This is a genomic window from Pseudonocardia kujensis (assembly GCF_021283305.1).
Classification (GTDB): domain Bacteria; phylum Actinomycetota; class Actinomycetes; order Mycobacteriales; family Pseudonocardiaceae; genus Pseudonocardia; species Pseudonocardia kujensis.
This window is the reverse complement of sequence record NZ_JAJSOK010000076.1, coordinates 12379-35957: the sequence shown is the minus strand read 5'-3', so window position 1 is coordinate 35957 and position 23579 is coordinate 12379. Positions and strand designations below refer to the sequence as shown.

Sequence of the window (23579 nt, the reverse complement as noted above, 5' to 3'; positions counted from 1 at the left end):
GCACATCTGTGCGAACACCCCGACCAGGCCGGCGACCATCGGTACCGCCCGCCGGGCCCGGTCGTGCAGCCCGGCGCCGGACTCCCGGAGCCGGTCCACGACCTCGCCGTCCGGCGGGGGCCGGTCCAGCCGCACGGTCTCGGCGTGGGCGCGCAGCCCGTGCCAGATGAGCGGGGCCTCGAGCCAGACGTCGTCGTGGCCGCTCTCGAGCGCGTCGAGCCCGGCGACGGTGTGCCCCACGGCCTGCTCCGGCCGCCCGAGGAACATGTCCAGGCCGGCGCGCAGGGTGAGCAGCGGGACGCGGTAGCGCGCGCCCACGGTGTCGTGGGCCAGCATCGCGACCGCGTCGAGGTCCTCGGCGGCCCCGGAGAGGTCCCCGCGCCCGACCCGCATCCGGCCGCGGGACAGCCGGATGTCCAGCGCCTCGCTGCCCGACGGCCGCGCCCGGAACGCCTGGTCGATCACCTCGACGGCCTCGTCCCAGCGCCCGCAGCGGAACTGGCCGTTGGCGGCGAGCGCGAGCAGCCGGACGCCGTGCGTGCGGCCCAGCCCCAGCTCGGTGAGCCGTTCCGCGCCGGCCAGGGCGAGGTCGATGCCCTCGGAGAGCGCGTTCAGCGGCCCGGAGAGGAGCTCTGCTCGCCGGTGGTAGGCGCTGCCGAGCACGGCGGGCGAGCCGCTCGCCTCGGCCACGCGCAGCCCCTCGGCCAGCGCGGCCGCGCCGGCCTGGGTGTCCTCCAGGTAGGCGAGGCTGAAGCCGAGCGTCACGAGCACGCGCGCCTGCTCGTCGAGCGTGCCGGCGTGCCGGGCAGCCTCCAGCGCGCGGGTGGCCTCGTCGCGGGCGTCGGCGAACCGGCCCGCGGCCTGCAGCGCCTCCGCGTGCCCGGCCAGCAGCGCGACGTGCGCCTCCCCGCCCAGCCGCAGCGCCTCCCGGTAGGCGCCCTCGGCCTCCACACCCCGACCCGCCGCGAGGAGGTAGTCGCCGAGCCGGGCGACGAGCGTGGCCCGCCGGGGTTCGGCGGGGGCGGTGAGCCCGATCCGCTCCTGCAGCACGCTGACGGCGGCGTCGTGCTCGCCGGCCAGGTGCGCGGCCTCGGCCGCGCGCTCCAGGCTGGCCGGCCGGTCCAGACCGACCGGGACGACGGGTTCGGGCGCCGGCCGGGCCGGCGCGGAGGCGCGCCCCGCGACCAGGTCGGCGACCCGGCGCCAGTGTCGGTAGGCGTCGGCGTAGCCGTGCACGCGCTCGGCGGCGCTCGCGGCGTCGGCGGCCGCGGTCAGGGCCCGCGCGTCGTCGCCCGCCCGGTCCCAGTGGTGGGCGAGCAGCGCGGCGACGGCCGACCGGTCGCCACCGGCCGTCAGCTCGGCGAGCGCCGCGGCGTACCGGCGGTGCAGGTCGCGGCGCTCGGCGGGCAGCAGGTCCGCCGACACGACGTCGACGGCCAGCCCGTGGCGCAGCCGGTAGCCGTCGTCGCCGCCCTCGGCCCCGGGCCCGTCGAGGACGACCGAGCCCTCCTCGACGACGTGCCGGACGGCGGTGAGCAGCCGGTCCGGCGGCAGGCCGGTGACCAGCTGCGCGAGCTCGTGCGAGACGGCGCCCTCGGCGACCGACAGCGCCCGGACCACGGTGCGCGCGTCCTCGGGCAGCGCCCGCACCCGCCCGAGCACGAGGTCGCGCAGGGTGCCCGAGACCGCCATCGGGTCGCGGTCGCGCAGCGCGCGGACGGTCTCCTCGGCGATGAACGCGTTGCCCCGGGAGCGCTGCCACACGAGCTCGACCGGGTCCTCGACGCCGGTGTCCGGCAGCGGCTCGCGTGCCACCAGCTCGGCGATCGCCTCGCGGTCGAGCGGACCGAGGGGCAGGCCACGCACGCGCGGATGCCGCCGCAGTCCGCCGAGGCCGAGTTCGTCGAGCCCGGGCGAACCCCCGCCCTCGCGATGCGTGACGACGACGAGCAGCTGTGCGTCGAGCATGATCGCCGTGAGGTAGGAGAGCAGGTCGCGGGTGGCGCGGTCGGCCCACTGGACGTCCTCGACGACCAGCAGGACCGGCCGGTCGGCGGCGAGCCCGAGCAGGACCCGGCCGGCCGTGTCGAGGTGGTGCGGGACGGCCTGCACGGCGCCGCCGGGCGCCGGCGGCAGCAGCCCGAGGGCCTCCAGCTCGCCCCGCCACGGCTCGAGGATCGCCCGGCCGGCGGGTTCGCGGGCCAGCGTCCGCACCGCGAGCGTGAGCGGCAACAGCGGCGGGCTCTCCCCCACGTCGACCGCCGCACCGGCGAGCACCACGGCTCCGGACCGGCCGGCCCGGTCGACCAGCTCGGCGACCAGCCGGGACTTCCCGACGCCCGCCTCCCCCGAGACGAGCGCGACCCCCGGCGTGCCGATGCGGGCCGCCTCGAACAGCTCGACGAGGGACCGCAGCTCGTCGGTGCGCCCGATCAGGGGCGGACGGGCCGGGGCGGTCACTCTGCGCACGGTATTCAGCCCGGGCCTCCTGGTCCAGCAGGTCGACCCGCCCGAGGCGCGGCCGGGCCGCGGGGACCCGACGGGCCGGGGCGGTCGCAGACACGGGACCCCCGGCCCGCTTCTGCGCCACCCCCTCGGCCCCGGCCCGGCGGCACCCTCCCCCACGCCGGGAAAGAGCAGGGCGGGCCGCCGTCGGATACGTGGAGCCCGAAAAAGGGTCGGGGAACCTCTGCCATCCCGATCAGCTGTTGGCGATCACGAGGGTCCGAACTGCGGCGATGAGCTCGTCGGCGGTGTTCGGGCCGGAGCGGATCTTGCGCAGGACGCGCCAGTTCTTCGGTTCGGGCGTCGGCCCGTTCGCGAGGTCCGCGGCGATGGGCGTGGGCGGTGGTGCTGCGGCACGGTCACGCTCCGCGCCGCCGTCGCGATTGGCCTGGTGTCCCGGTCGAGGGGCGAACTACCGTCCGGCCAGCTCGGCGACGACCGGCGCGAGAGGACCGGCGACGTCAGCGCCGAACACGAAGTAGGAGAAGCCGTGCTCCTCGCGTCGGCGTCGGATCTCCTCGGCCGCGGCCGGAGGATCAGCGGGGAGGAACGCCAGCGAGTCCGCGGCCCGGACGGCGGCGGTATCCGTGTCGGGGCCGGCCATGAACGGAGCGACCGAGTCGCCGATCACGGGCACGTGCAGTGCCAGTTCGACGTCGCGACGGTTGTCGAACTGCTGGATCCGTTGCGCCGTCTCGGTGCGCGTCTCGGTCTGCGGCATCACGAAGGTCACCGTGTCGGCGAGCTCGGCAGCCACCGCCTGCGCCTTCGGGCCACCCACTGCCATGACCACCGGAGTGTGCAGGTCGGGGCCGTCGAGCTCTCGCAAGGCCATGACGGCCTCACGCACCTGACCTGCGCGTTCACTCACGGGCGCGACCGGCAGGCCCAGGTCGCGGAGCTGGTCGGCGATCCCGGGCCGGCCGGTGCCGATGCCCATCTCGAAACGACCGTTCGTGAGCACGGACAACGAGTGCGCCTCCCATGCGGTGCTCCACGGCGGCCGCACGGGGGACGCGTACACCCAGGTACCCACTCGCAGGTCGGTGAGTGTTGCTGCGACGGCGAGCGCCGGGCCCGGTGCCGGATGCCACTGCGGCACGTCCGGCATCAAGATCGTCGAGTAACCGCTGTCGGCCAGGCCGAGCAGGTGATCGCGCCAGGTCGCCAGATCGGTGGTGATCGGAGCGACGACTCCGAACCGCAACGGCCGGGGCTCGAGTGATGCCATGACGGTCATGGTGGTGCTCGTCCCCTACGGTTCGACAGTCCCGCCGCCGACGAACTCCTGCACGAACGGGTCATGCCGAATGGCCGCGCACGACCGCCGCGCCAGAAGCCCGTCCGGGGTGAACCGCCCTGGTCGAACGCCGTGCAGATCCTCGTCCTCGCCGGCCGGACCAGGTCGGCAATGGCTCAGGGCGTGCGGCCGGAGGCGGCGAGACCCGCCGTGAACAGGACGAGAACCGCGGCGAGCACCACGAGGAGCGGCCCGGACCACCCGCCGGTCGCCTCGTGCACCGCGCCCACGACCGCCGGTCCGGTCGCGGCGACCGTGTAGCCGCCGCCCTGGACCAGCGCGGACATGCGGCGGTTCTCGGTCAGGTCGCGGGCCTTGCGCACGACCAGCGAGAAGATGACGGTGATCCCGCCGCCCTGCGCGGCCCCGCCCAGCGCGCACCACACCGCCCAGTCCTGCGGGGCGAGCAGAAGGCCGAGGGGCAGCGCGGCCCACGCCGCGCAGACCACGGCCACGACGATCCGGGGCGAGGGGCAGAGCCGCAGCAGCACCGGGACACCGAAGGCGCCGACGATCGCCGCGACCTGGAAGACCGACGAGCTGACGCCCGCCGCCGTCTCGCTCATCCCGAGCTCGTCGCCGAGCAGCAGCGGCAGCCAGGCGGTGACGCCGTAGTAGGCGAAGGCCTGCCCGGCGAACGCGATCGTGAGACCCCAGACCACCGGGCGGCGCCACCAGACCGGCCCGGCCGACGAGGTCTCGGCGCCGGTCGCGCCCGCGGGCGTGCCCGTGCCCAGCGACCGGGTGGCCCACCACCACACGCCTGCGGCGACCACCACCAGCACACCCCACGACGCCAGCGCGAACCGCCAGTCGGTCGCGCCGGCGATCGGGACCGTCAACGACAGGGTGATCATCGAGCCGATGTTCAGCGCGGCCGTGTACATCCCGAGCACGGCACCCGCCTGCCGCGGGAGGTCGCGGCCGATGACCACCGGCACCGCCACGTTGCCGACCGTGATGGCCGCGCCGATGAGCAGGGTCCCGGCGATCGCGGCCGGCAGCCCGTCGAGGGACCGCACCACCGTGCCGGCGAGCAGCACGCCGAGGGCGACCAGCACCCCGCGGCCGAGACCGGTGCGCGCGAGCAGCGCCGACGCCAGCGGGGTCGCCAGCCCGAAGCACAGGACGGGCAGGCTGGTGAGCAGGCCGGCCGTGCCGGCGTCGATCCCCAGGTCGGCGCGGATCGCCTCGGTGACCGGCGAGACGGCGACGATCGGGCCGCGCAGGTTGAGCGCGAGCAGCAGGATCGCCGCGACGAGCAGGGCGGGGGCGACGGCCCGGGGCGGCGGTGCGGCGCGGTCGGGGACACGGTCGGGGACACGGTCGGGAGCGGGAGTTTCGTGCGTGGCGGTCACTGGTTTCATCCTTGCAGTGCGAAACTGGGTCGTCACGCGGTCGTGAGCGAGGGAACTAGCGTGGGGACCGTGGACGAGACGCACGACACGGTCGCGGTGGTGGGCCCCGGGGCGATCGGCACCGCGCTGGCCGCCCGGCTCGCCGAGAGCGGGCGCGACGTCGTGCTGTGCGGGCGGGGCCGCGGGGCGGCGGCACGCCGCGACGTCGAGCTGACCGACGACCGTGGCACCCGCCGGGTGCCCGTCCGCTGGGCGGCCGATCCGGACGACGTCGCCCCCGCGCGCTGGCTCGTGCTCGCCACCAAGATCCACCAGACGCCGTCGGCCGCGCCCTGGCTCGCCGCCCTCGCCGGCCCCGGGAGCCTGCTCGTGGCGGCCCAGAACGGCGTGGACCACCGCGAGCGGCTCGCCGGCGTGCTGCCGGCGGACCGGCTCGCCCCGGCACTGGTCTACATCAACGCCGAGCGCACCGGCCCCGGGCGCGTGCACGCCCGCTACACCGAGCGGGAGCTCGTCCTGCCCGACGACGGTGCCGGCCGCACGGCCGCCGCGCTGTTCGCCGGGGCCGGGGTCCGGGCCGAGGTCTCGGCGGACTTCCTGGGCGCGGCCTGGCGGAAGCTGCTGACCAACGTCGTGGCCAACCCGGTCACCGCGCTGACCGGCCGGCGGGTCGAGGTGCTGCGCGAGCCGCGGGTGGCGGCGCTGGCCGAGGACCTGCTGCGGGAGACCGTCGCGGTCGGACGGGCGGAGGGCGCCGACCTGCCCGACGCCGTGGTCCCGGAGACGCTGGCCTGGCTGCAGGGCCTGCCCGTGGGGGCCACCTCGTCGATGCTGCAGGACCGCGAGGCGGGCCGGCCGCTCGAGCACGACGGCATCCTCGGCGCGGTGGTGCGGCTGGCCGAACGGCACGGCGTCGCCGTCCCGGCCACCCGGACGCTGCTCGCCCTGCTCTCCGCCCTGCCCGTCTAGGTCGGGTCCTCCCGGCGTTGGTAGACGTCCGGGACCCCGTCGGCGTCCGTGTCGACCGCCTCCTCCGCCTCCATCCGCCGGTACCGGGCGTTCCGGACCCGCAGGATCACGCTCGCCACCAGCGCCGAGAGCAGCGAGCCGATGAGCACGCCGATCTTGACCTCGCCGTCGATCGTCGAGCCCGGGCCGAAGGCCAGCTCGCCGATCAGCAGCGACACCGTGAAGCCGATCCCGGCGAGCACGGCCAGGCCGAGCACGTCCCACCAGCTCAGGCCCTCGGCGAGCTGTGCGCGGGTGAACCGTTGGACCGCCCAGGTCGCGCCGAGCACGCCGAGGGTCTTGCCCACGAACAGGCCGAGGATCGCGCCGAGGGCCACGGGGTGCAGGAAGGCGCCCAAACCCGCGTCGACCACGGACACCCCGGCGGCGAAGAAGGCGAAGACCGGTACGGCGACCCCCGCCGACAGCGGCCGGAACCGGTGCTCGAAGTGCTCGGCCAGCCCCGGCCCGGGTCCCGCGGCCCGGCGCACCACCGGCACCGCGAACCCGAGCAGCACGCCGGCGACCGTGGCGTGCACCCCGGAGGCGTGCACCAGCCCCCAGGTGAGGACGGCGAGCGGCAGCAGCAGCCACCACGACCGCACCCGACGCTGGACCAGCACGGTGAACAGCGCGAGCGGCGCCAGCGCCAGCAGCAGCGGGACCGGGTGCAGGTCGTCCGTGTAGAAGATCGCGATGATCGTGATGGCCAGCAGGTCGTCGACGACCGCGAGGGTGAGCAGGAAGGTCCGCAGCGCCGAGGGCAGGTGTGTGGAGATCACCGCGAGGACGGCCAGGGCGAAGGCGATGTCCGTGGCGGTCGGGATGGCCCACCCCACGGCCGTCCCGGCGCCCAGGTTCAGCGCGGTGAAGATCACGGCCGGCACGATCATCCCGCCGACGGCCGCGGCGACCGGCAGCGCCGCCCGCCGCGGCTCGCGCAGGTCGCCGGCCACGAACTCGCGCTTGAGCTCCAGCCCCGCCACGAAGAAGAAGATCGCCAGCAGCCCGTCGGCCGACCAGGCGGCGAGCGTGAGGTCCAGGTGCAGCGCGGCCGGGCCGACGGTGATCGCCCCGAGCGCGGTGTAGCTCCCGCGCCACGGCGAGTTCGCCCAGACCAGCGCGACGAGGGCGGCGCCGACCAGCAGCAGCCCGCCCACCGTCTCGGTGCGGAGCAGGTCGCCGATGCGGCGGGCCTCGGCCCACGTTCCCCGGTCGAACAGGCGGGCGGGACGGCTCACGATGGTTGGCCTCTCGGTGTGCGGGCAGGGCGGGACCGACGCCGACCAGACTTCCCGGCACACCGGGGGACACCCTACGTCACGCCTTGTGCACACGAAAAGCGAAAATGTGGCATCTTCGGTATCGACGCAGGTGAGGAGGCCCGTCATGACCGGTGCCGGTATCGGGTCCGCCCGTGGCCGCAGGCCCACGTCCGCCCCGGCCACCGCGGGCGAGATCTTCGCGCTCATCCGGCAGGGCGCCGTCGCCACCCGGACCGAGATCGGCCGGGCGACCGGGCTGTCCCGCACGGCGGTGGCCGCCCGGGTGGACCGGCTGCTGAAGGAGGGCCTGGTCACCGAGGTGCAGGGCGGCGCGGCGACGGGCGGGCGGCCCGCCGCCCGGCTGGCCTTCCACACGGCCGGGGGCACGGTGCTGGCCGCGTCTGTGGGCGTCAGCCGGACCTCGCTCGCCGTCTGCGACCTCGCCGGGAGCGTACTGGCCCAGGACTCCCTGCGGATGCGGGTGCGCACGGGGCCGGAGGCCGTGATGGAGGCGGTCGGCGAGCGGCTCACCCGGCTGCTCGAGGAGAGCGGCAGCGACCCCGGCCAGGTGCGCGGCATCGGACTGTCCATCCCCGGCACCGTCGACTCGGTCGCCGGCTGCAGCATCGGCGTCCCGGTCCTGCCGGGGTGGGCCGAGGTCAAGCTCCCGCCGCTGCTCACCGACCGGTTCCCGGTGCCCGTGCGGGTGGACAACGACGTGAACGTCATGGCCATCGCCGAGCAGCACGCCCACCCCGGGATCGAGGACCTGCTCGTGGTGAAGGTCTCCACCGGGATCGGCGCCGCCGTGGTGAGCGGCGGCACGCTGCAGCGCGGCGCCCGCGGCTCGGCCGGCGAGATCGGCCACACCCAGATCATCGACGGCCCGGGCACCCCCTGCCACTGCGGCAACGTCGACTGCCTGGAGATCCTGGCCAGCGGCACCGCGCTCATCCGGGACCTCACCGCGCGCGGGCGCACCGTCGACACCGTCTCCGGGGTCGTGGACCTGGTGCGCAGCGGCGACGCCGAGGCGGTCCGGCTGGTCCGCACCGCGGGCCGGCGGATCGGCGAGGTCCTGGCGTCGGCCGTCAACCTGCTCAACCCGGCGGTGATCACGGTGGGCGGTGACCTGGTGGGAGCCTACGAGCCGCTGGTCGCGGGCATCCGGGAGTCGGTGTTCAAGCGGTCGGTCGCCACCGCCACGCAGATGCTGCGGGTGGAACCGGGCGCGCTGGCCGGGCGCAGCGGCGTGACCGGCTGCGCGATCCTCGTGCTGGACCAGGTGCTGTCCCCCTCGGCGGTGGACGACGTCCTGGCCCAGCACGACCTCACCCCGCCGGACTGACCGCCGGGGCCCGGTAGCCGATGAACTCCACCTCGCGCGAGACCGTGAAGCCGAGGCGCTCGTAGAGCCCGATCGCCGTGGTGTTCGTCGCGGCCGCGTGCAGGAAGGGCCGCTCGCTCCGCTCGCGGATCACCGCACCCACGGCCCGGACGAGCCGCGCGGCCAGGCCCTGCCCGCGCGCGGCGGGATCGGTGCACACCGCGGAGATCTCGGTACCGCCGGGCACCCGCATGCGCTCCCCCGCCATCGCGACCAGCACGCCGTCGCGGCGGATGCCGAGGTAGGTGCCCAGCTGCACGGTGCGGGGCAGGAACGGGCCCGGCTTCGTCCGGGCCACCAGGTCCAGCATCTCCGGCACGTCGGCGGGCCCGAGGCGGACCGCCTCCGGGTCCGGGGCGACCTCCAGCGCGTCGCCGGTCATCTGCACCCCGGGCAGGTCCATGCCGGTCTCCCAGCCCGCGGGCGCCTCCCGGCGCGGGCCGGCCAGCACCGCCGCGCCGCCGGGCCCGCTCAGCGCGGCGAGGTCGGCCCAGTCCGCGGCGGTGGGGTCGAGTGGCAGCCCGGCGAACGGGGTGACGTCCGGCTGGTAGCGGGCCGCGCGCCCGCGCAGGTCGGCGAACTCGCGGTGGCGCCCGGTGAGGGCCGCGAGCACGGGGTTTTCCAGCGGGTCGGACCGGGCGCCGGGTTGGAGGTCGGACAGGCGATCGGGGGACGGGAGAGCCACGAGATCCATCCTGCCCCGCCCGCGGGGTATAGCGTTCCGACGGCTGCACACTCCCGGCACGACCAGGTTGGAGCATCCTCCGTGACGCAGGCACCGCCCCCCGCCGTCGTCGGCGGCACGTCCGTCCACCGCACCCGCGGCAGGCTCTCCGACGGCCGGGAGATCCTCTGGTACGACACCACGCCCGGCCGGGTGCCCGGCACGGACGAGCGCGGCCTGCCCGAGGTGCACACCGTCTCGCAGATCCGCTACGACGAGCTGCTCGACGAGTGGGTGGCGATCGCGAGCCACCGGCAGACGCGCACGTTCCAGCCCTCCGGCGGCGCCGACCAGTGTCCGCTGTGCCCGACGATCCCGGGCCGCCTCACCGAGGTGCCCACCCCCGACTACGAGACCGTGGTGTTCGAGAACCGCTTCCCGTCGTTCTCCGGCGGGGTGGGCCGGGCGGAGGTCGTCTGCTTCACCAGCGACCACGACGGCCGCTTCGGCGCCCTGCCGCCCGACCGCGTGCGGCTGGTGATCGACACCCTGGCCGACCGCACCGTCGAGCTCTCCGCCCGCCCGGACGTCGAGCAGGTCTTCCCGTTCGAGAACCGCGGCGAGGAGATCGGGGTGACCCTCGCCCACCCGCACGGGCAGATCTACGGCTACCCGTTCGTCACGCCGCGGACCCGCCAGCAGCTGGAGTCCGCCCGGCGGTACCGCACGCGCACCCGCGGCAACCTCTACGCGGACATCCTCGAGCGGGAGCGGACCGAGCGCGAGCGCGTGGTGACCGAGACGGCGCACTGGACCGCGTTCGTGCCGAGGGCCGCGCGCTGGCCCGTCGAGGTGCACCTCTACCCGCACCGCGACGCGAAGGACCTGCCCGACCTCACCGACGCCGAGCGCACCGACCTGGCCACGATCTGGCTCGACGTGCTGGGCCGGCTGGAGCTCTTCCACGGCCGCCCGCTCCCCTACATCGCGGCGTGGCACCAGGCCCCGGTGCGCACCGACCGCGACCTCGCCCGGCTGCACCTGGAGCTGTTCTCGATCCTGCGCGCGCCGAACAAGCTGAAGTTCCTGGCCGGGTCCGAGTCCGGCATGGGCGTGTTCATCAACGACACCACGCCCGAGGACGTCGCCGCGCGGCTGCGGGAGCTGGGTGCCGGACGGGACGGAACGGCCGCGGACGGGGCGGGGGTGTGAGCGTCGCCGCGCGGTTCGCCGAGGTCTACCGCCGCGAGCCGGCCGGGGTGTGGGCGGCCCCCGGTCGGGTGAACCTGATCGGCGAGCACACCGACTACAACGACGGCTTCGTGCTGCCGCTGGCGCTGGACCGGCGGACCCTGGTCGCGGCGGAGCTCGCCCGCGGGGCCACCACGGTGCACTCCTCCCGGGAGGCCGATCCCGTCACGTTCGCGGCGGCGACGGTCGCGCCGGGCGAGGTCACCGGCTGGGCCGCCTACGTGGCCGGGGTGGTGTGGGCGTTCCGCGAGGCGGGGCTCCCCGTCGCCGACCTCGACCTGTTCGTCCAGGGCGACGTCCCGGTCGGGGCCGGGCTGTCGTCGTCGGCGTCGCTCGAGTGCGCGGTCGCGGTCGCGCTGTGCGAGCTGACCGGCACCGGTCTCGACCTCACCGAGGTCGCGCACCTCGCCCGCCGCGCCGAGAACGAGTTCGTGGGCGCGCCCACCGGCGGCATGGACCAGATGGCCGCCATGCACGGCGTCGCCGACCGGCTCGTCTTCCTCGACACCCGGGACGACCACGTCGAGCTGATCCCGTTCGCGCTCGCGACCCACGGCCTGCGGCTGCTGGTGATCGACACCCGGGCGCCGCACCAGCTGGTCGACGGCCAGTACGGCGCCCGGCGCGCCGACTGTGCGGAGGCGGCCGAGCTCCTCGGGGTCCCGGCTCTGCGCGACGCGACGGCCGCGCAGGTCGACACCCTCGCCGACGAGCGGCTGCGCCGGCGGGCCCGGCACGTGGTGACCGAGGACGACCGGGTGCTCGAGGTCGTCGACCGGCTGCGGGGGGACGGGGACCCGCGGGCCATCGGGCCGTTGCTGTCGGCCTCGCACGCGTCGATGCGGGACGACTTCGAGATCACCGTGCCGCACGTCGACGTCGCCGCCGCCGTGGCCGAGGAGGCGGGCGCGCACGGTGCCCGCATGACCGGCGGCGGGTTCGGCGGCTGCGTGATCGCGCTGGTCGACGCCGCGACCGGCGACCGGGTCGGCGACGCCGTCGCCGCCGCCTACGCGGAGCGGGGCTGGGACCCGCCGGTCGTCTTCGACGCCGTGGCCGCGGACGGCGCGGGCCGCGCATGACGCCCTGTCCCTGCGGGTCCGGCGAGCCCTACGGGGCCTGCTGCGGCCGCCTCCACGCCGGCGAGCGGGCGGCGACGGCCGAACAGCTGATGCGCAGCCGGTTCGCGGCCTTCGCGCTGGGCGACGAGGCGTACCTGCGCCGGACCTGGCACCGCTCGACCCGGCCGCGCCGGTTGGCTCTCGACCCCGCGGTGGAGTGGACGCGCCTGGAGATCGTGGACCGGGTGGCCGGCGGCCCGCTCGACTCCGACGGGGTCGTCGAGTTCCGGGCCCACCACCGGGTCGGCGGTCGAGCGGGTGTGCAGGCCGAGCGCAGCCGCTTCGTGCGCGAGGACGGGGCCTGGCTCTACCTCACGGCGGAGTAGCCGCCGCCCGAGAACGGCGCAGGACCGGCGCCGGAGCGTGGAGCGAGGAGCGGCGGCCGGGCCCGGTTCAGGGCCCGGCTCAGCGGCCGGACCAGAGCGGCTCGTAGAGCGCCCACTCGCGCGCCCACGCGGCGTGGTTGCGGGCGGCGCACCGGGCGCGGACCACGGCGCGCAGGCCGAGCAGCACCAGCACTCCGACCAGGAGCACCAGCAGCCCGCCGACGACGGCGGTGACCCCGGCCTGTAGCGCGTCGACCGGCGGCGGGGCGATCGCCCCGCTCGTGCGGTCCACCCACACCGGCACGGTGGACCCGGCGGGCTGGGAGCCCAGGACGGGCACGGTGCCGGTCCGGGGGGTGCCGTCCGGCGCCGCCCAGGTGGCCGGGACGGTGACCTGCGTCGTGCCCGCGGCGGCGTCCATGCCGATCGCGCCGTCGACGGGCTGGAGCAGGGTGGCGTCGACCGAGACCCGGTCGACGGCGTCGGCGCGGGCCTGCTCCAGCCCGTTGCCGTGCAGCTGCAGCCCGGTCACCACCGCGACCGCCACGAGGACGAGGCCGAGCACGCCCAGCACCCAGGAGACCGCCGACTCGAGGCGGTCCGTGGCCCGTCGGGGAATCCGGTCGGTGCCTGCCGCGGAGTACGGGTGCGGGCGGTCCGAATGATCCGAATTCCCTGGCCGGTGGGGTTGCACGTCGGGGTCCTCTCCACGTCGGTCCCTCCACGGTGCTCCGAGCGGTGGAGTCCGGCAACGCGAGTGAGACCCACTTGACCGTGGGATCGGTCACCCCGGGGAAGCAGGCCGTCACCGACCGTTCACCGAAGGTTCTCGGCCTCCGGCGGCCGCGGGGCACCCCAGGCGAGGGCCAGGAGGAGCCGGGAGCGGTTCTCCGGGTCGTCGAGCTGGGGCCCGAACAGCTCGTGCAGCCTCGCCAGGCGGTAGCGCACGGTCTGCGGGTGGACGTGCAGCTCGGCGGCCATGGCCTGCCGGTCACCCAGATGGCGCAGGTAGGCGGAGAGCGTCTCGCACAGCCGTTCGCGGGAGGCCGGCGCCGAGCCCTCGAGCGGGCGCAGCACCTGGGCCCGCAGCACCTCCAGCAGCCGGGAGTCCCGGTGCACGATGATCGCGTCGAGGTGCTCCTCGGCGAAGACGGGGTCCTCGGGCAGCACGCCGGTGCGCTGCAACCGGGCCGCCACCTCCGCGATGTGCAGGCTGGCGGGGAGCCGATCGGGCGTCACGGTGGGCCCGACGACCGCGCGGGTGCCGCGCAGCATCCCCGTCAGCCGCTGGCGCCGCCCGCTCTGCGCCGGGTCGGGCACGATCGCGCCGGACAGCCGGACGCGGTTGATCAGCAGCGACGCCGGGTCGAACCGGGAGAGCACCCCGTGCCCGAGCAGGCTGTCGTCCTGCACCAGCACGACGGCGACCTCCTGCGGCACCTGCCAGCCCGCGCGGGCCGCGGCGGCCTGCACCGCCCCCTCCGTCGCGCGGTCGGAGAGCAGCAGCTCCACGAGCTCCTCGCGCAGCCGCTCGCGCGCGACCGCCGCCTCCGACTGCTCCAGCACGAAGCCGTGCGCCGCCGAGGAGGACAGCCGGTCGACGAACGCGAACACGCCCTCGGCCAGGCCGGCCAGTACCGCCGGCTCCAGGTGCAGCTCCACCGCCACCAGCGCGACGTGCCGCCAGAACACCCGCGCGCCGAGCTGGAACGCCGACAGGAGCGTCGAGACGTCCCGGCCCTCCCGCCACTGCGTGCGGCCGATCTCCTCGAACAGCTCCTGCTCGCCGAAGCCGGTCGACGGCGTCCCGAGGAGGTCCGCGCCGGCCTGCAGCTCGCTGCTCGCCGCGACCAGCCGGTGCAAGGCGTGGTGGGCCGCCGCCGCGACCTCAGCACGGTTCGCGTCGACGAACCGGGCGTAATCGGGCCATTCGGTCAACAATGCCGCGCTGACCTCCTCCAGCACGGCGGGGACGCGCGCGAGCAGGGCTTCGACGAGGTCGTCCGTTCCGGCGCTCGGCATCTCCACACCGAGGTTGTACGCCCGGAGGGGCGAAGGACGCACCACTTTTGTACGTGCGTGACAATTCTGGCCCGAAAGAATTAACACGCGTTGAGGAGAGTGCCGGCACCCTCCTGCGACACGATCAGCGGCGTGGCACGGGGGAACGAGGCGCCCGCGGGGGCGTCGGGAGGCGTGTGCGCGGGCTCGGCCGAAGCGGCCCGGCCCGGCGCGTCCGCAGCCGACCCCGTGGACGCGACCCGGCTGCGCGCGGCGGAGGCCGCGGAGAACTTCCCCGTCGCGATGCGGATCCTGCCCGCGCGGTATCGCCGCAGGTTGCGGGCGGTGTACGACGTCGTCCGGATGATCGACGACCTCGGCGACGAGGGCACCGGCACCCCCGCCGAGCGGATCACCGCGCTCGAGGCCCTCCGCGCCGACCTCCATGCGGCAGTGCCCACGACGCCCGTGCTGCGCCGGCTGGCGGCGGTCGCCCCGGACCTGCCGGCGGAACCCTTCGACCGCCTGCTCGACGCGAACGTGCAGGACCAGGAGACGGTGACCTACGACTCCTGGGACGCGCTCCTCGGGTACTGCGCGTTGTCGGCGGACCCCATCGGGCGGCTCGTCCTGGCGATCTTCGAGGTGCCCGCGGACGGCGAGACCGAGCACGCCTCCGACGCCGTGTGCACGGCGCTGCAGCTCCTCGAGCACCTGCAGGACGTCCGCGAGGACCGGGGCCGGGGCCGCATCTACCTGCCCGCCGAGGACCGCGCCGCGTTCGGGGTCACGGAGGCCGACCTCGACCGTCCCGTCGCCACGGACGCCCTGCGTGCGCTCGTCCGGCACGAGACGGAGCGCGCGGAGCAGCTGCTCGCCGCCGGCACGCCGATCGTCGGCGCCCTGCACGGGTGGGCCCGGCTCGCGGTGGCCGGCTACGTCGCCGGCGGCCGGGCGGCGGCCGACGCGCTGCGCCGGGTCGACGGCGAGGTCCTCGGCCGCGCCGCCGAGGCCGCGCACAGCCGGAAACGGGATGTCCTGCGCCACCTTCCCGCGGTACTCCTGCAGTCCCGCTCACCCGCCCCGCGCCGGGTCCGGTCCCGCCCGGACCTCCCCCGCACGACCCCCCGGAGCTGCCGATGACCGACCCTTCCCGACCGACCGCCACCACCGCCGCCACGACCGACCGCTCCGCCGCCGACGGCGGGCCCGCCGCGCACCACACCGGACGGACCACCGACGGGGCCACCGACCGCACCCTCGACCTCCCTGCCGCCTACGCCGCCTGCGAGGAGATCACCCGCCGCGAGGCCCGCAACTTCTCCTACGGGATCCGCCTCCTGCCCGCGCCGAAGCGGGCCGCGCTCTCGGCCGTCTACGCCCTGGCCCGCCGCATCGACGACATCGGCGACGGCGACTTCGACCCGCCCGGCGGCGCCACCGTGATCTCGTTCGAGGAGAAGAGCGCCGCGCTGGCCGAGGTCCGGGCGTCGATCCGGGCCGTGCGCGCGCAGCGCCCCGACCCGTCCGACCCGGTGCTGGTCGCCGTCACCGACGCCGCCCGCCGCTACCCGATCCCGCTCGGCGCGTTCGAGGAGCTGGTCGACGGCGTCGAGGCCGACGCGCGGATGGACCACGACGCGGCGCTGAGCAGCGGAGACGGAGCTCGCGGAGTCGACCATCGGAACGGAGACGGAGCTCGCGGAGTCGACCATCGGAACGGAGACGGAGCTCGCGGAGTCGACCATCGGAACGGAGACGGAGCTCGCGGAGTCGACCATCAGGACCTGGCCGCCCGGCCGCACGCGACGTTCGACGACATGACCGTCTACTGCCGGCAGGTGGCGGGCTCGGTGGGCCGGCTCTGCCTGGGCATCTTCGGCTCCCGCCCGCACCCGCACGCCGCGGAGTACGCCGACGCGCTCGGGATCGCGCTGCAGCAGACCAACATCCTGCGCGACCTCCGCGAGGACCTGCGCAACGGCCGCGTCTACCTCCCGACCGAGGAGCTTGCGCGGTTCGGCGCCGAGCTGCGGCTCGACGCGGCCGGCGCCCTCGCCGACCCCGACGGCGCGCTCGCCGCGTACATCCGCTTCGCCGCGGAACGGGCGCGGGGCTGGTACGCGGAGGGGCTGAAGCTGCTCCCGCTGCTCGACCGGCGCAGCGCGGCCTGTGCCGGGGCGATGGCGGGCATCTACCGGCGCCTGCTGGAGGACATCGCGGCCGATCCGCGGTCGGTGTACGCGCAACGGCGGTCGTTGTCCGGGGCGCAGAAGATCGGCGTGGCCCTGCGCGCCCTGGCGGGACGGACGGCGTGAGCGGCGGGGCGCGGGTCACGGTCGTCGGCGGCGGGCTCGCCGGCGTCGCCGCCGCGCTCCGGTGCGCCGACGCCGGGCTCGCCGTCACGCTGCTCGAGTCGCGCGCCCGGCTCGGCGGGGTGGCCGGCTCGTTCACGCGCGGCGAGCTGGCGGTCGACACCGGCCAGCACGTCTTCCTCCGCTGCTGCACGGCCTACCGCGACTTCGTCGTGCGGATCGGCGCCGCGGACATGATCGTGCTCCAGGAGCGGCTGGACATCCCGGTGCTGGCGCCGGGCGCCGCTCCGGCCCGGCTGCGCCGCACGCCGCTGTCCCTGCTCCCCGCCCCGCTGCACCTGGGAGGTGCCCTCCTGCGCTACCGGCACCTGTCCGTCGCCGAGCGGCTCCGGCTCGTCCGGGCGGCGCTGGCGCTCGGCGCGGTCGACCGCACCGACCCGGCCACGGACACGCGGTCGTTCGGTGACTGGCTCGCCGAGCACGGGCAGGGCCGCCGGGCGGTCGACGCGCTGTGGGACCTGGTCGGCATCGCCACGCTGAACGCCCGGGCCGGCGACGCCTCCCTCGCGCTCGCCGCCACGGTCTTCCAGCTGGGCCTGCTCACCGACGCCGCCGCCGGCGACATCGGCTGGGCCACCGCGCCGCTCGGCGCGCTCCACGACGACGCCGCCCGCCACGCCCTCGCGGCGGCCGGCGTGGAGGTGAGGAGGTCCGCGAAGGCGCGGGCGCTCGTGCAGGGCGGGACCCGGCCGGGAGGCCGGTGGCGGGTCCCGGTGGGAACGACCGACGGAGAGGAGGAGCTCGTGACCGACCGGATCGTCTGCGCCGTGCCGCCGGGCCCCGCGGAGCGGCTGCTGCCCCCGGGGGCGCTGCCGCTGCCCGGGGACTGGGCCGATCGGCTGGGCAGCACCCCCATCGTCAACGTGCACGTCGTCTACGACCGCCGGGTGCTCGACCCCGGGATCGACACCGGGTTCGCGGCGGGCGTCGACACGCCCGTGCAGTGGGTCTTCGACCGGACCGCGCAGTCCGGCGCCACCGCGGTGTACGGGCCGCGGGCCCAGTACCTGGCCGTCTCGCTCTCGGCCGCCGACGACCTCGTCGGGCTGCCGGCGGCCGCCCTGCGGGAGCGGTTCCTGCCGGCGCTGGAGGCGCTGCTGCCCGCCGCGCGCGACGCGGAGGTCCTGGACTCGTTCGTGACCCGGGAACCGCACGCCACCTTCCGCGGCGCCCCCGGCCAGGCCGCGTTGCGGCCCGGCCCGCGTACCGCCCTGCCCGGCCTCTACGTGGCCGGGGCGTGGACCGACACCGGCTGGCCGGCGACCATGGAGGGCGCGGTGCGCAGCGGGGTGGCCGCCGCGGACGCCCTGCTCGCGGACCGGGCGGCCGTGCCGGCGGAGGTGGCCGCATGACCGCCGTCCTCGGGTCGACCGACACGGCGGCCGGCCCGGACGTGCCGGCCCTGCTCGCGGGCTGCCGGGACACCGTCACACCTGCGCTGAAGGCCGCCGTCGCGCGGCTCGACACCGCCAGTCGGGAACAGGCCGAGTACCACCTGGGCTGGGTCGAGCTCGACGGCACCCCCGGCCGCGGCGGCGGCAAGGCCGTGCGGCCCGCGCTGGCCCTGCTCTCCGCCCGGGCCGCGGGCGCGCCCGTCGAGGCCGGGATCGCCGGCGCCGTGGCCGTGGAGCTGGTGCACAACTTCTCCCTGCTGCACGACGACCTCATGGACGGCGACACCGAGCGCCGCCACCGCCCGACCGTCTGGTCCCGTTGGGGCGCGGCCTCGGCCATCCTCTGCGGCGACGCGCTGCTCGCGCTGGCCACCGAGGTGCTGCTGGAGGACCCGTCGCCGCACGCGGCCGAGGCCGCCCGGCTGATCGCCACCACCACCCGCGAGCTGATCCGGGGGCAGGCCGAGGACGTCGCCTTCGAGGACCGCGCGGACGTCGGCGTCGACGAGTGCCTGTCGATGGCGGCTGGGAAGACCGGTTCGCTGCTCGCCACCAGCGCGGCGATCGGTGCGGTGCTGGCCGGCGCCCCGGCCGTGACGGTCGCGGGCCTGCGGGACTACGGCGCGGCGATCGGGCTGGCCTTCCAGCTGGTCGACGACCTGCTGGGGATCTGGGGCGACCCGGCCGTCACCGGCAAGCCCGTGCTGTCCGACCTGCGCTCGCGCAAGAAGTCCCTGCCGGTGACCTTCGCCGTGCAACGGGGCGGCGCGGCCGGGCGGGAGCTGGCCTCGTGGCTGGCCCGGTCCGGGGAGCAGACCGAACAGGAGCTCCGCGCGGCCGCCGATCTCGTCGAACGCGGCGGCGGACGCGAATGGGCCGCCGCCGAGGCGCGGCGGCAGATGGACCTCGCCGAACGGGCCCTCACCGGTGCCGGGCTCGCCGACGGGCCGCGCGCGGAGCTCGTCGCGCTCGGCCGCCACCTCACGACCCGTGACTTCTGACGACTGCTGAGCAGGGAGAACTGGTGACCCTCACCGCACCGGAGACCGGCACCACCGAGGCCGGTGACGCCCGGCGGACCCTCGAGAAGGCCGTCGGCTTCCTCAGGTCGATCCAGCACGAGCGCGGCTGGTGGCAGGGCGACCTCGAGACCAACGTGACCATGGACGCCGAGGACCTGCTCATGCGGGAGTTCCTCGCCATCCGCACCGCACAGGAGACCGAGGAGGCCGCCCGCTGGATCCGCTCCCAGCAGCGCGCCGACGGCACCTGGGCCACCTTCGCCGGCGGCCCCGGCGATCTCTCCACCACCGCCGAGGCGTGGGTCGCGCTGCGGCTGGCCGGCGACGACCCCGCCGCGGAGCACATGCGGGCGGCGGAGAAGTTCGTCCAGGCCGAGGGCGGCATCGAGCGTTCCCGGGTCTTCACCCGGATCTGGCTGGCGCTGTTCGGGCTGTGGTCCTGGGACGACCTGCCGAACATGCCCCCGGAGCTGATCTTCCTGCCGAAGTGGTTCCCGCTGAACGTCTACGACTGGTCCTGCTGGGCTCGCCAGACGGTGGTGCCGCTGACGATCGTCGCCACGCTGCGGCCCACCCGGCCACTGCCGTTCGGTGTCGACGAGCTGCGGTCCGGCGCGGCGCCGGAGCCGTTCGACGCGCCGTGGACCTGGGCCGGGGCCTTCCAGCGGCTCGACGTCGGCCTGCACGCCTACGCGAGGCGGCCGATCGGCCCGCTGCGCCGGCTCGCGATGCGCCGCGGCGCCGAGTGGATCCTGGCCCGGCAGGAGGCCGACGGCGGCTGGGGCGGGATCCAGCCGCCGTGGGTGTACTCGCTGCTCGCGCTGCACCTGCTCGGCTATCCGCTCGACCATCCCGCGATGAAGGCGGGGCTCGAGGGCTTCGAGCGGTTCCTCGTCCGCACGGAGACCCCGGAGGGCACGGTCCGGATGCTCGAGGCCTGCCAGTCGCCCGTCTGGGACACCTGCCTGGCCGTCACCGCCCTGCTCGACGCCGGTGTGCCGGCCGACGACCCCGACGTCGTCCGGGCCGCCACCTGGATGCTCGACGAGGAGATCCGCGGAGTGCGCGGGGACTGGGCGGTCCGCCGCCCGGACCTGCCCGTCGGCGGCTGGGCCTTCGAGTTCGACAACGACGGCTACCCCGACACGGACGACACGGCCGAGGTCGTGCTCGCGCTGCGCCGCGTCGCCCACCCCGATCCGGAGCGGCTGCGGGCGGCCGTGGACCGCGGCGTCGTCTGGAACATCGGCATGCAGTCCTCCGACGGCGGCTGGGGCGCCTTCGACGCCGACAACACCCGCGAGCTCGTGACCAAGCTGCCGTTCTGCGACTTCGGCGCGGTGATCGACCCGCCGTCGGCCGACGTCACCGCCCACGTGGTGGAGATGCTGGCCCACGAGGGCCTGGCCGGCGGGGAGGCGTGCCGGCGCGGCGTGCGCTGGCTGCTCGACCACCAGGAGCCCGACGGCTCGTGGTTCGGCCGGTGGGGCGCCAACCACGTCTACGGCACCGGCGGCGTCGTCCCGGCACTGGTCGCGGCCGGGATCCCGGCGTCCGACCCGGCGATCCGGCGGGCCGTCGCGTGGCTGGAGCGCCACCAGAACGCCGACGGCGGCTGGGGCGAGGACCTCCGCTCGTACTCCGACCCGAGCTGGGTCGGCCGCGGCGAGTCCACGGCGTCGCAGACGGCGTGGGGCCTGCTCGCGCTGGTCGCCGCCGGTGCGGCGCGGTCGGAGGCGGCCCGGCGCGCCGTCGGGTTCCTCGCCCGCACCCAGCTCCCCGACGGGAGCTGGGAGGAGGAGATGTACACCGGCACCGGGTTCCCGGGCGCCTTCTACATCCGCTACCGGCTCTACCGGATGACGTTCCCCGTCTCCGCCCTCGGGCGCTGGTGCGAGGAGGTGGACGCATGAGTACCCCGCGAGCGGTACCGGCCCTGGGACCGCCGGTCGTCTGTGCCCCGCTGGGTGTGGAACGCGCCGCCCTGCGCGGCGTGGTCGGCGACGCGACGGTCGTCCGGACCGGGATGGGTCCGGCCCGGGCACAGGCCTCGGCCGCCTGGATCGCCTCCGGCGGCCCGCGGCCGGTGCTGGTCACCGGCGTGGCCGGGGCGCTGGACCCGGCGGTCCGCGCCGGCGACCTGGTGGTCGCCGACGAGATCCGGTTCACCGACTTCCGCGCACCGATCCCCGTGCCGACCGCGGCCGCACTGGCCGCGGCGCTGCGCCGGCTCGGCCTGCGGGCGCACCTGGGCCCGATCGTGTCCTCGCCGACGGTGGTCGAGGGGGCCCGGCGCGCGGGGCTCGGCCGCGAGGGCGCCCTCGCCGTCGACATGGAGTCCGGGTGGCTCGCCGAGGCGTCGGCGGGCGGACCCTTCGCGGTGGTCCGGGCGATCGTCGACACCCCGGAGGCGCCGCTGGTACGGCCGGGCACCCCGGTCCGCGGCTTCACCGCCCTGCGGGCCCTGCGGCGCGCCGCGCCCGCGCTGCGGGAGTGGTTCGCCGCGACGTGGACCGCGCCCGCCGCCCGCGAGGTGGTGCTCGCCGAGCCGCGGAGCTTCTGCGCCGGGGTGGAACGAGCGATCGACATCGTCGACCGGGCGCTCGACCGCTACGGCGCCCCGGTGTACGTGCGCCGGCAGATCGTGCACAACGCGCACGTGGTGCGGCGGCTGACCGAGCGGGGCGCGGTGTTCGTGCAGGAGGTCGAGGAGGTGCCCCGCGGCGCGACCTGTGTGCTCGCCGCGCACGGCGTCTCCCCCGCGGTCCGCGCCCAGGCCGAGGCCCGCGACCTCGCGGTCATCGACGCCACCTGCCCGCTCGTCGCCAAGGTGCACGCCGAGGTCAAGCGGCACACCGGGCGCGGCGAGACCGTCTTCCTCATCGGCCACTCCGACCACGAGGAGGTCGAGGGCACCGTCGGCGAGTCCCCGGCCGACATCGTCGTGGTCGAGGACGAGGCCATGGCCCACACGGTGACCGCGCCCGATCCGGGGCGGGTCGCCTACGCGATGCAGACCACCCTCGCGGTGGACGAGGCCGAGCGGATCGCCGCCGTGCTCCGCGGTCGGTTCCCGGCGATCTCGACCCCCCGCCGCGACGACATCTGCTACGCCACCACGAACCGTCAGCGCGCGATCCGCGCGGTGGCCGCCGAGACCGACCTCGTGCTCGTCGTCGGCTCGGAGAACTCGTCGAACTCCCGCCGGCTGGCCGAGGTGGCCGCCCGCGCGGGCACCCCGGCCCACCTCGTCGACGACGTCGGCGGGATCGACCTGACCTGGCTCCACGGGGCCCGGCGGATCGGGGTCAGCGCGGGGGCGTCGGCGCCCCCCGAACTCGTCGACGAGGTCGTGTCCTGTCTCTCCGGCCTCGGTCCGGTCGCCGTCACGACGACCACGACCGGGACCGAGGACGTCGTCTTCACCCTTCCCAAGGAGGTGAGCTGACCAGATGGCCATGCCACTGCGCCAGTCGATCCGTCTCGGTACGTACCTGCTGAAGCAGAAGATCAAGGGGACCGAGAAGTACCCGATCCTGGTCGAGCTCGAACCGCTGTTCGCCTGCAACCTCAAGTGCAACGGGTGCGGCAAGATCCAGCAGCCGGCGCACCTGCTCAAGCAGCGGATGCCGGTCGAGCAGGCCGTGAACGCCGTCGTGGAGAGCGGCGCCCCGATGGTCTCCATCGCCGGCGGCGAGCCGTTGATGCACAAGGAGATCGACGTCATCGTCCAGCGGCTGCTGGACCTTGGCAAGATCGTCTTCCTGTGCACCAACGCGGTGCTGCTGCCCAAGCACCTCCACCGCTTCACCCCGCACAAGAACTTCGCCTGGATGGTGCACATCGACGGGCTGCGCGAGCGGCACGACGAGTCCGTGGCCAAGGAGGGCGTGTTCGACCAGGCCGTCGCCGCCATCAGGATGGCGCAGGAGGCCGGGTTCCGGGTCAACACGAACACCACGTTCTTCGACACGGACACCCCGCAGGACGTCATCGACGTGCTCGACTACCTCAACGACGAGCTCAAGATCGACAACATGCAGATCTCGCCGGGGTACGCCTACGAGAAGGCCCCCGACCAGGAGCACTTCCTGGGCGTCCAGCAGACGCGTGAGCTGTTCAAGAAGGCCTTCGACAACGGGCGCCGGCGCAGGTGGCGGCTCAACCACTCCTCGGTCTTCCTGGACTTCCTCGAGGGCCGCCGGGACCTCGAGTGCACCGCGTGGGCGATCCCGTCGTACTCGCTGCTGGGCTGGCAGAAGCCCTGCTACCTGCTCGACGACGGGTACGTGAAGACCTACCGGGAGCTCATCGACGACACCGACTGGGAGGCCTACGGCCGCGGCAAGGACGAGCGCTGCGCCAACTGCATGGCGCACTGCGGGTACGAGCCGTCGGCGGTGTTCGCGACGCTCGGGTCGCTGCGGGACACCATCCGCACCGCCGCGGGCGTCTGAGCGCACCCTCCGGAGCAGGTCAGCGCAGTGCCGGGACACGGGCTCACGGGGAGGTCACAACGGGCAACCGGCCCGTTATCTCCCCGTGACCCCGACCGCTACACTCCCGCTCACGCGATCGACGACGACGCGGGCGAACTGGTTT

The 23579-nt window shown here is 75.5% G+C and carries 19 protein-coding genes; 12 read left to right on the top strand and 7 right to left on the bottom strand.

The window, feature by feature from the left end; translation table 11 throughout:
• From LWC35_RS33240 to LWC35_RS33230, 3 genes are all read right to left on the bottom strand, one after another.
• Positions 1-2460: ATP-binding protein (locus LWC35_RS33240; protein WP_232874456.1), on the bottom strand; the 2460-nt coding region annotated here is incomplete at its 3' end.
• Positions 2461-2917: 457 nt separating this feature from the next.
• A complete protein-coding gene (locus LWC35_RS33235; protein WP_232874455.1) occupies positions 2918-3736 on the bottom strand; it encodes an LLM class flavin-dependent oxidoreductase in 819 nt (272 codons plus the stop codon).
• 185 nt (positions 3737-3921) lie between these two features.
• Positions 3922-5163 carry an MFS transporter gene (locus LWC35_RS33230; RefSeq protein WP_232874454.1) on the bottom strand — a complete coding sequence of 414 codons (1242 nt, stop codon included), beginning with the start codon at positions 5161-5163 and terminating at the stop codon, positions 3922-3924.
• A gap of 69 nt (positions 5164-5232) precedes the next feature.
• Here LWC35_RS33230 and LWC35_RS33225 point away from each other — a divergent pair, with 69 nt between their 5' ends.
• A complete protein-coding gene (locus tag LWC35_RS33225) occupies positions 5233-6132 on the top strand; it encodes a 2-dehydropantoate 2-reductase (protein WP_232874453.1) in 900 nt (299 codons plus the stop codon).
• Here the strand turns inward: LWC35_RS33225 and nhaA are convergent.
• Positions 6129-7412 (bottom strand): Na+/H+ antiporter NhaA, encoded by a 1284-nt coding sequence (nhaA, locus tag LWC35_RS33220; RefSeq protein ID WP_232874452.1) that lies wholly within the window; start codon positions 7410-7412, stop codon positions 6129-6131. The two genes, LWC35_RS33225 and nhaA, sit on opposite strands and share 4 nt — an antisense overlap.
• 148 nt (positions 7413-7560) lie before the next feature.
• Between nhaA and LWC35_RS33215 the strand changes: the two genes are divergently transcribed.
• Complete coding sequence (locus LWC35_RS33215; protein ID WP_232874451.1) at positions 7561-8784, top strand: ROK family transcriptional regulator; 1224 nt, start codon at positions 7561-7563, stop codon at positions 8782-8784.
• Here LWC35_RS33215 and LWC35_RS33210 read toward each other — a convergent pair.
• Positions 8768-9508 carry a GNAT family N-acetyltransferase gene (locus LWC35_RS33210; RefSeq protein WP_232874450.1) on the bottom strand — a complete coding sequence of 247 codons (741 nt, stop codon included), beginning with the start codon at positions 9506-9508 and terminating at the stop codon, positions 8768-8770. The two genes, LWC35_RS33215 and LWC35_RS33210, sit on opposite strands and share 17 nt — an antisense overlap.
• Before the next feature lie 81 nt (positions 9509-9589).
• Between LWC35_RS33210 and galT the strand changes: the two genes are divergently transcribed.
• Genes galT through LWC35_RS33195 form a run of 3 tightly spaced genes read left to right on the top strand, consistent with a single transcriptional unit; the run spans position 9590 to position 12185 of the window.
• The gene (gene galT, locus LWC35_RS33205) at positions 9590-10699 is read left to right on the top strand and encodes a galactose-1-phosphate uridylyltransferase (protein WP_372463149.1); all 1110 of its coding nucleotides are present in this window, start codon (positions 9590-9592) and stop codon (positions 10697-10699) included.
• A complete protein-coding gene (gene galK / locus LWC35_RS33200) occupies positions 10696-11820 on the top strand; it encodes a galactokinase (RefSeq protein WP_232874449.1) in 1125 nt (374 codons plus the stop codon). Before galT ends, galK begins: the two co-directional genes overlap by 4 nt.
• Positions 11817-12185, top strand: coding sequence for a YchJ family protein (locus LWC35_RS33195; RefSeq protein ID WP_232874448.1), 369 nt, complete (start codon positions 11817-11819; stop codon positions 12183-12185). The genes galK and LWC35_RS33195 overlap by 4 nt, the downstream gene beginning before the upstream one ends.
• A gap of 79 nt (positions 12186-12264) precedes the next feature.
• Here the strand turns inward: LWC35_RS33195 and LWC35_RS33190 are convergent, their stop codons facing one another.
• Both LWC35_RS33190 and LWC35_RS33185 read right to left on the bottom strand, forming a co-directional pair.
• Positions 12265-12879, bottom strand: a complete 615-nt coding sequence (locus LWC35_RS33190) for an Rv1733c family protein (RefSeq protein ID WP_443690213.1) — start codon at positions 12877-12879, stop codon at positions 12265-12267.
• 122 nt (positions 12880-13001) lie between these two features.
• Entirely contained in the window at positions 13002-14207 is a 1206-nt protein-coding gene (locus LWC35_RS33185) for a PucR family transcriptional regulator (RefSeq protein ID WP_232874458.1), read from the bottom strand.
• 132 nt (positions 14208-14339) lie between these two features.
• On the opposite strand from LWC35_RS33185, the gene hpnC reads away from it, so the two are divergent.
• The 7 genes from hpnC (at position 14340) to hpnH (ending at position 23434) form a co-directional block, all read left to right on the top strand.
• On the top strand, positions 14340-15329 hold the full coding sequence (hpnC, locus tag LWC35_RS33180) for a squalene synthase HpnC (protein WP_232874446.1): 990 nt from the start codon (positions 14340-14342) through the stop codon (positions 15327-15329).
• A gap of 152 nt (positions 15330-15481) precedes the next feature.
• Complete coding sequence (locus LWC35_RS33175) at positions 15482-16504, top strand: squalene/phytoene synthase family protein (protein ID WP_372463150.1); 1023 nt, start codon at positions 15482-15484, stop codon at positions 16502-16504.
• A complete protein-coding gene (gene hpnE, locus LWC35_RS33170; protein WP_232874444.1) occupies positions 16501-17913 on the top strand; it encodes a hydroxysqualene dehydroxylase HpnE in 1413 nt (470 codons plus the stop codon). Before LWC35_RS33175 ends, hpnE begins: the two co-directional genes overlap by 4 nt.
• Complete coding sequence (locus LWC35_RS33165; RefSeq protein WP_232874443.1) at positions 17910-18956, top strand: polyprenyl synthetase family protein; 1047 nt, start codon at positions 17910-17912, stop codon at positions 18954-18956. The genes hpnE and LWC35_RS33165 overlap by 4 nt, the downstream gene beginning before the upstream one ends.
• Before the next feature lie 23 nt (positions 18957-18979).
• Positions 18980-20890, top strand: a complete 1911-nt coding sequence (shc, locus tag LWC35_RS33160) for a squalene--hopene cyclase (RefSeq protein WP_372463148.1) — start codon at positions 18980-18982, stop codon at positions 20888-20890.
• A complete protein-coding gene (gene ispH, locus LWC35_RS33155; RefSeq protein WP_232874442.1) occupies positions 20887-22425 on the top strand; it encodes a 4-hydroxy-3-methylbut-2-enyl diphosphate reductase in 1539 nt (512 codons plus the stop codon). Before shc ends, ispH begins: the two co-directional genes overlap by 4 nt.
• A gap of 4 nt (positions 22426-22429) precedes the next feature.
• A complete protein-coding gene (gene hpnH, locus LWC35_RS33150; RefSeq protein ID WP_232874441.1) occupies positions 22430-23434 on the top strand; it encodes an adenosyl-hopene transferase HpnH in 1005 nt (334 codons plus the stop codon).
• Positions 23435-23579: the final 145 nt, after the last annotated feature.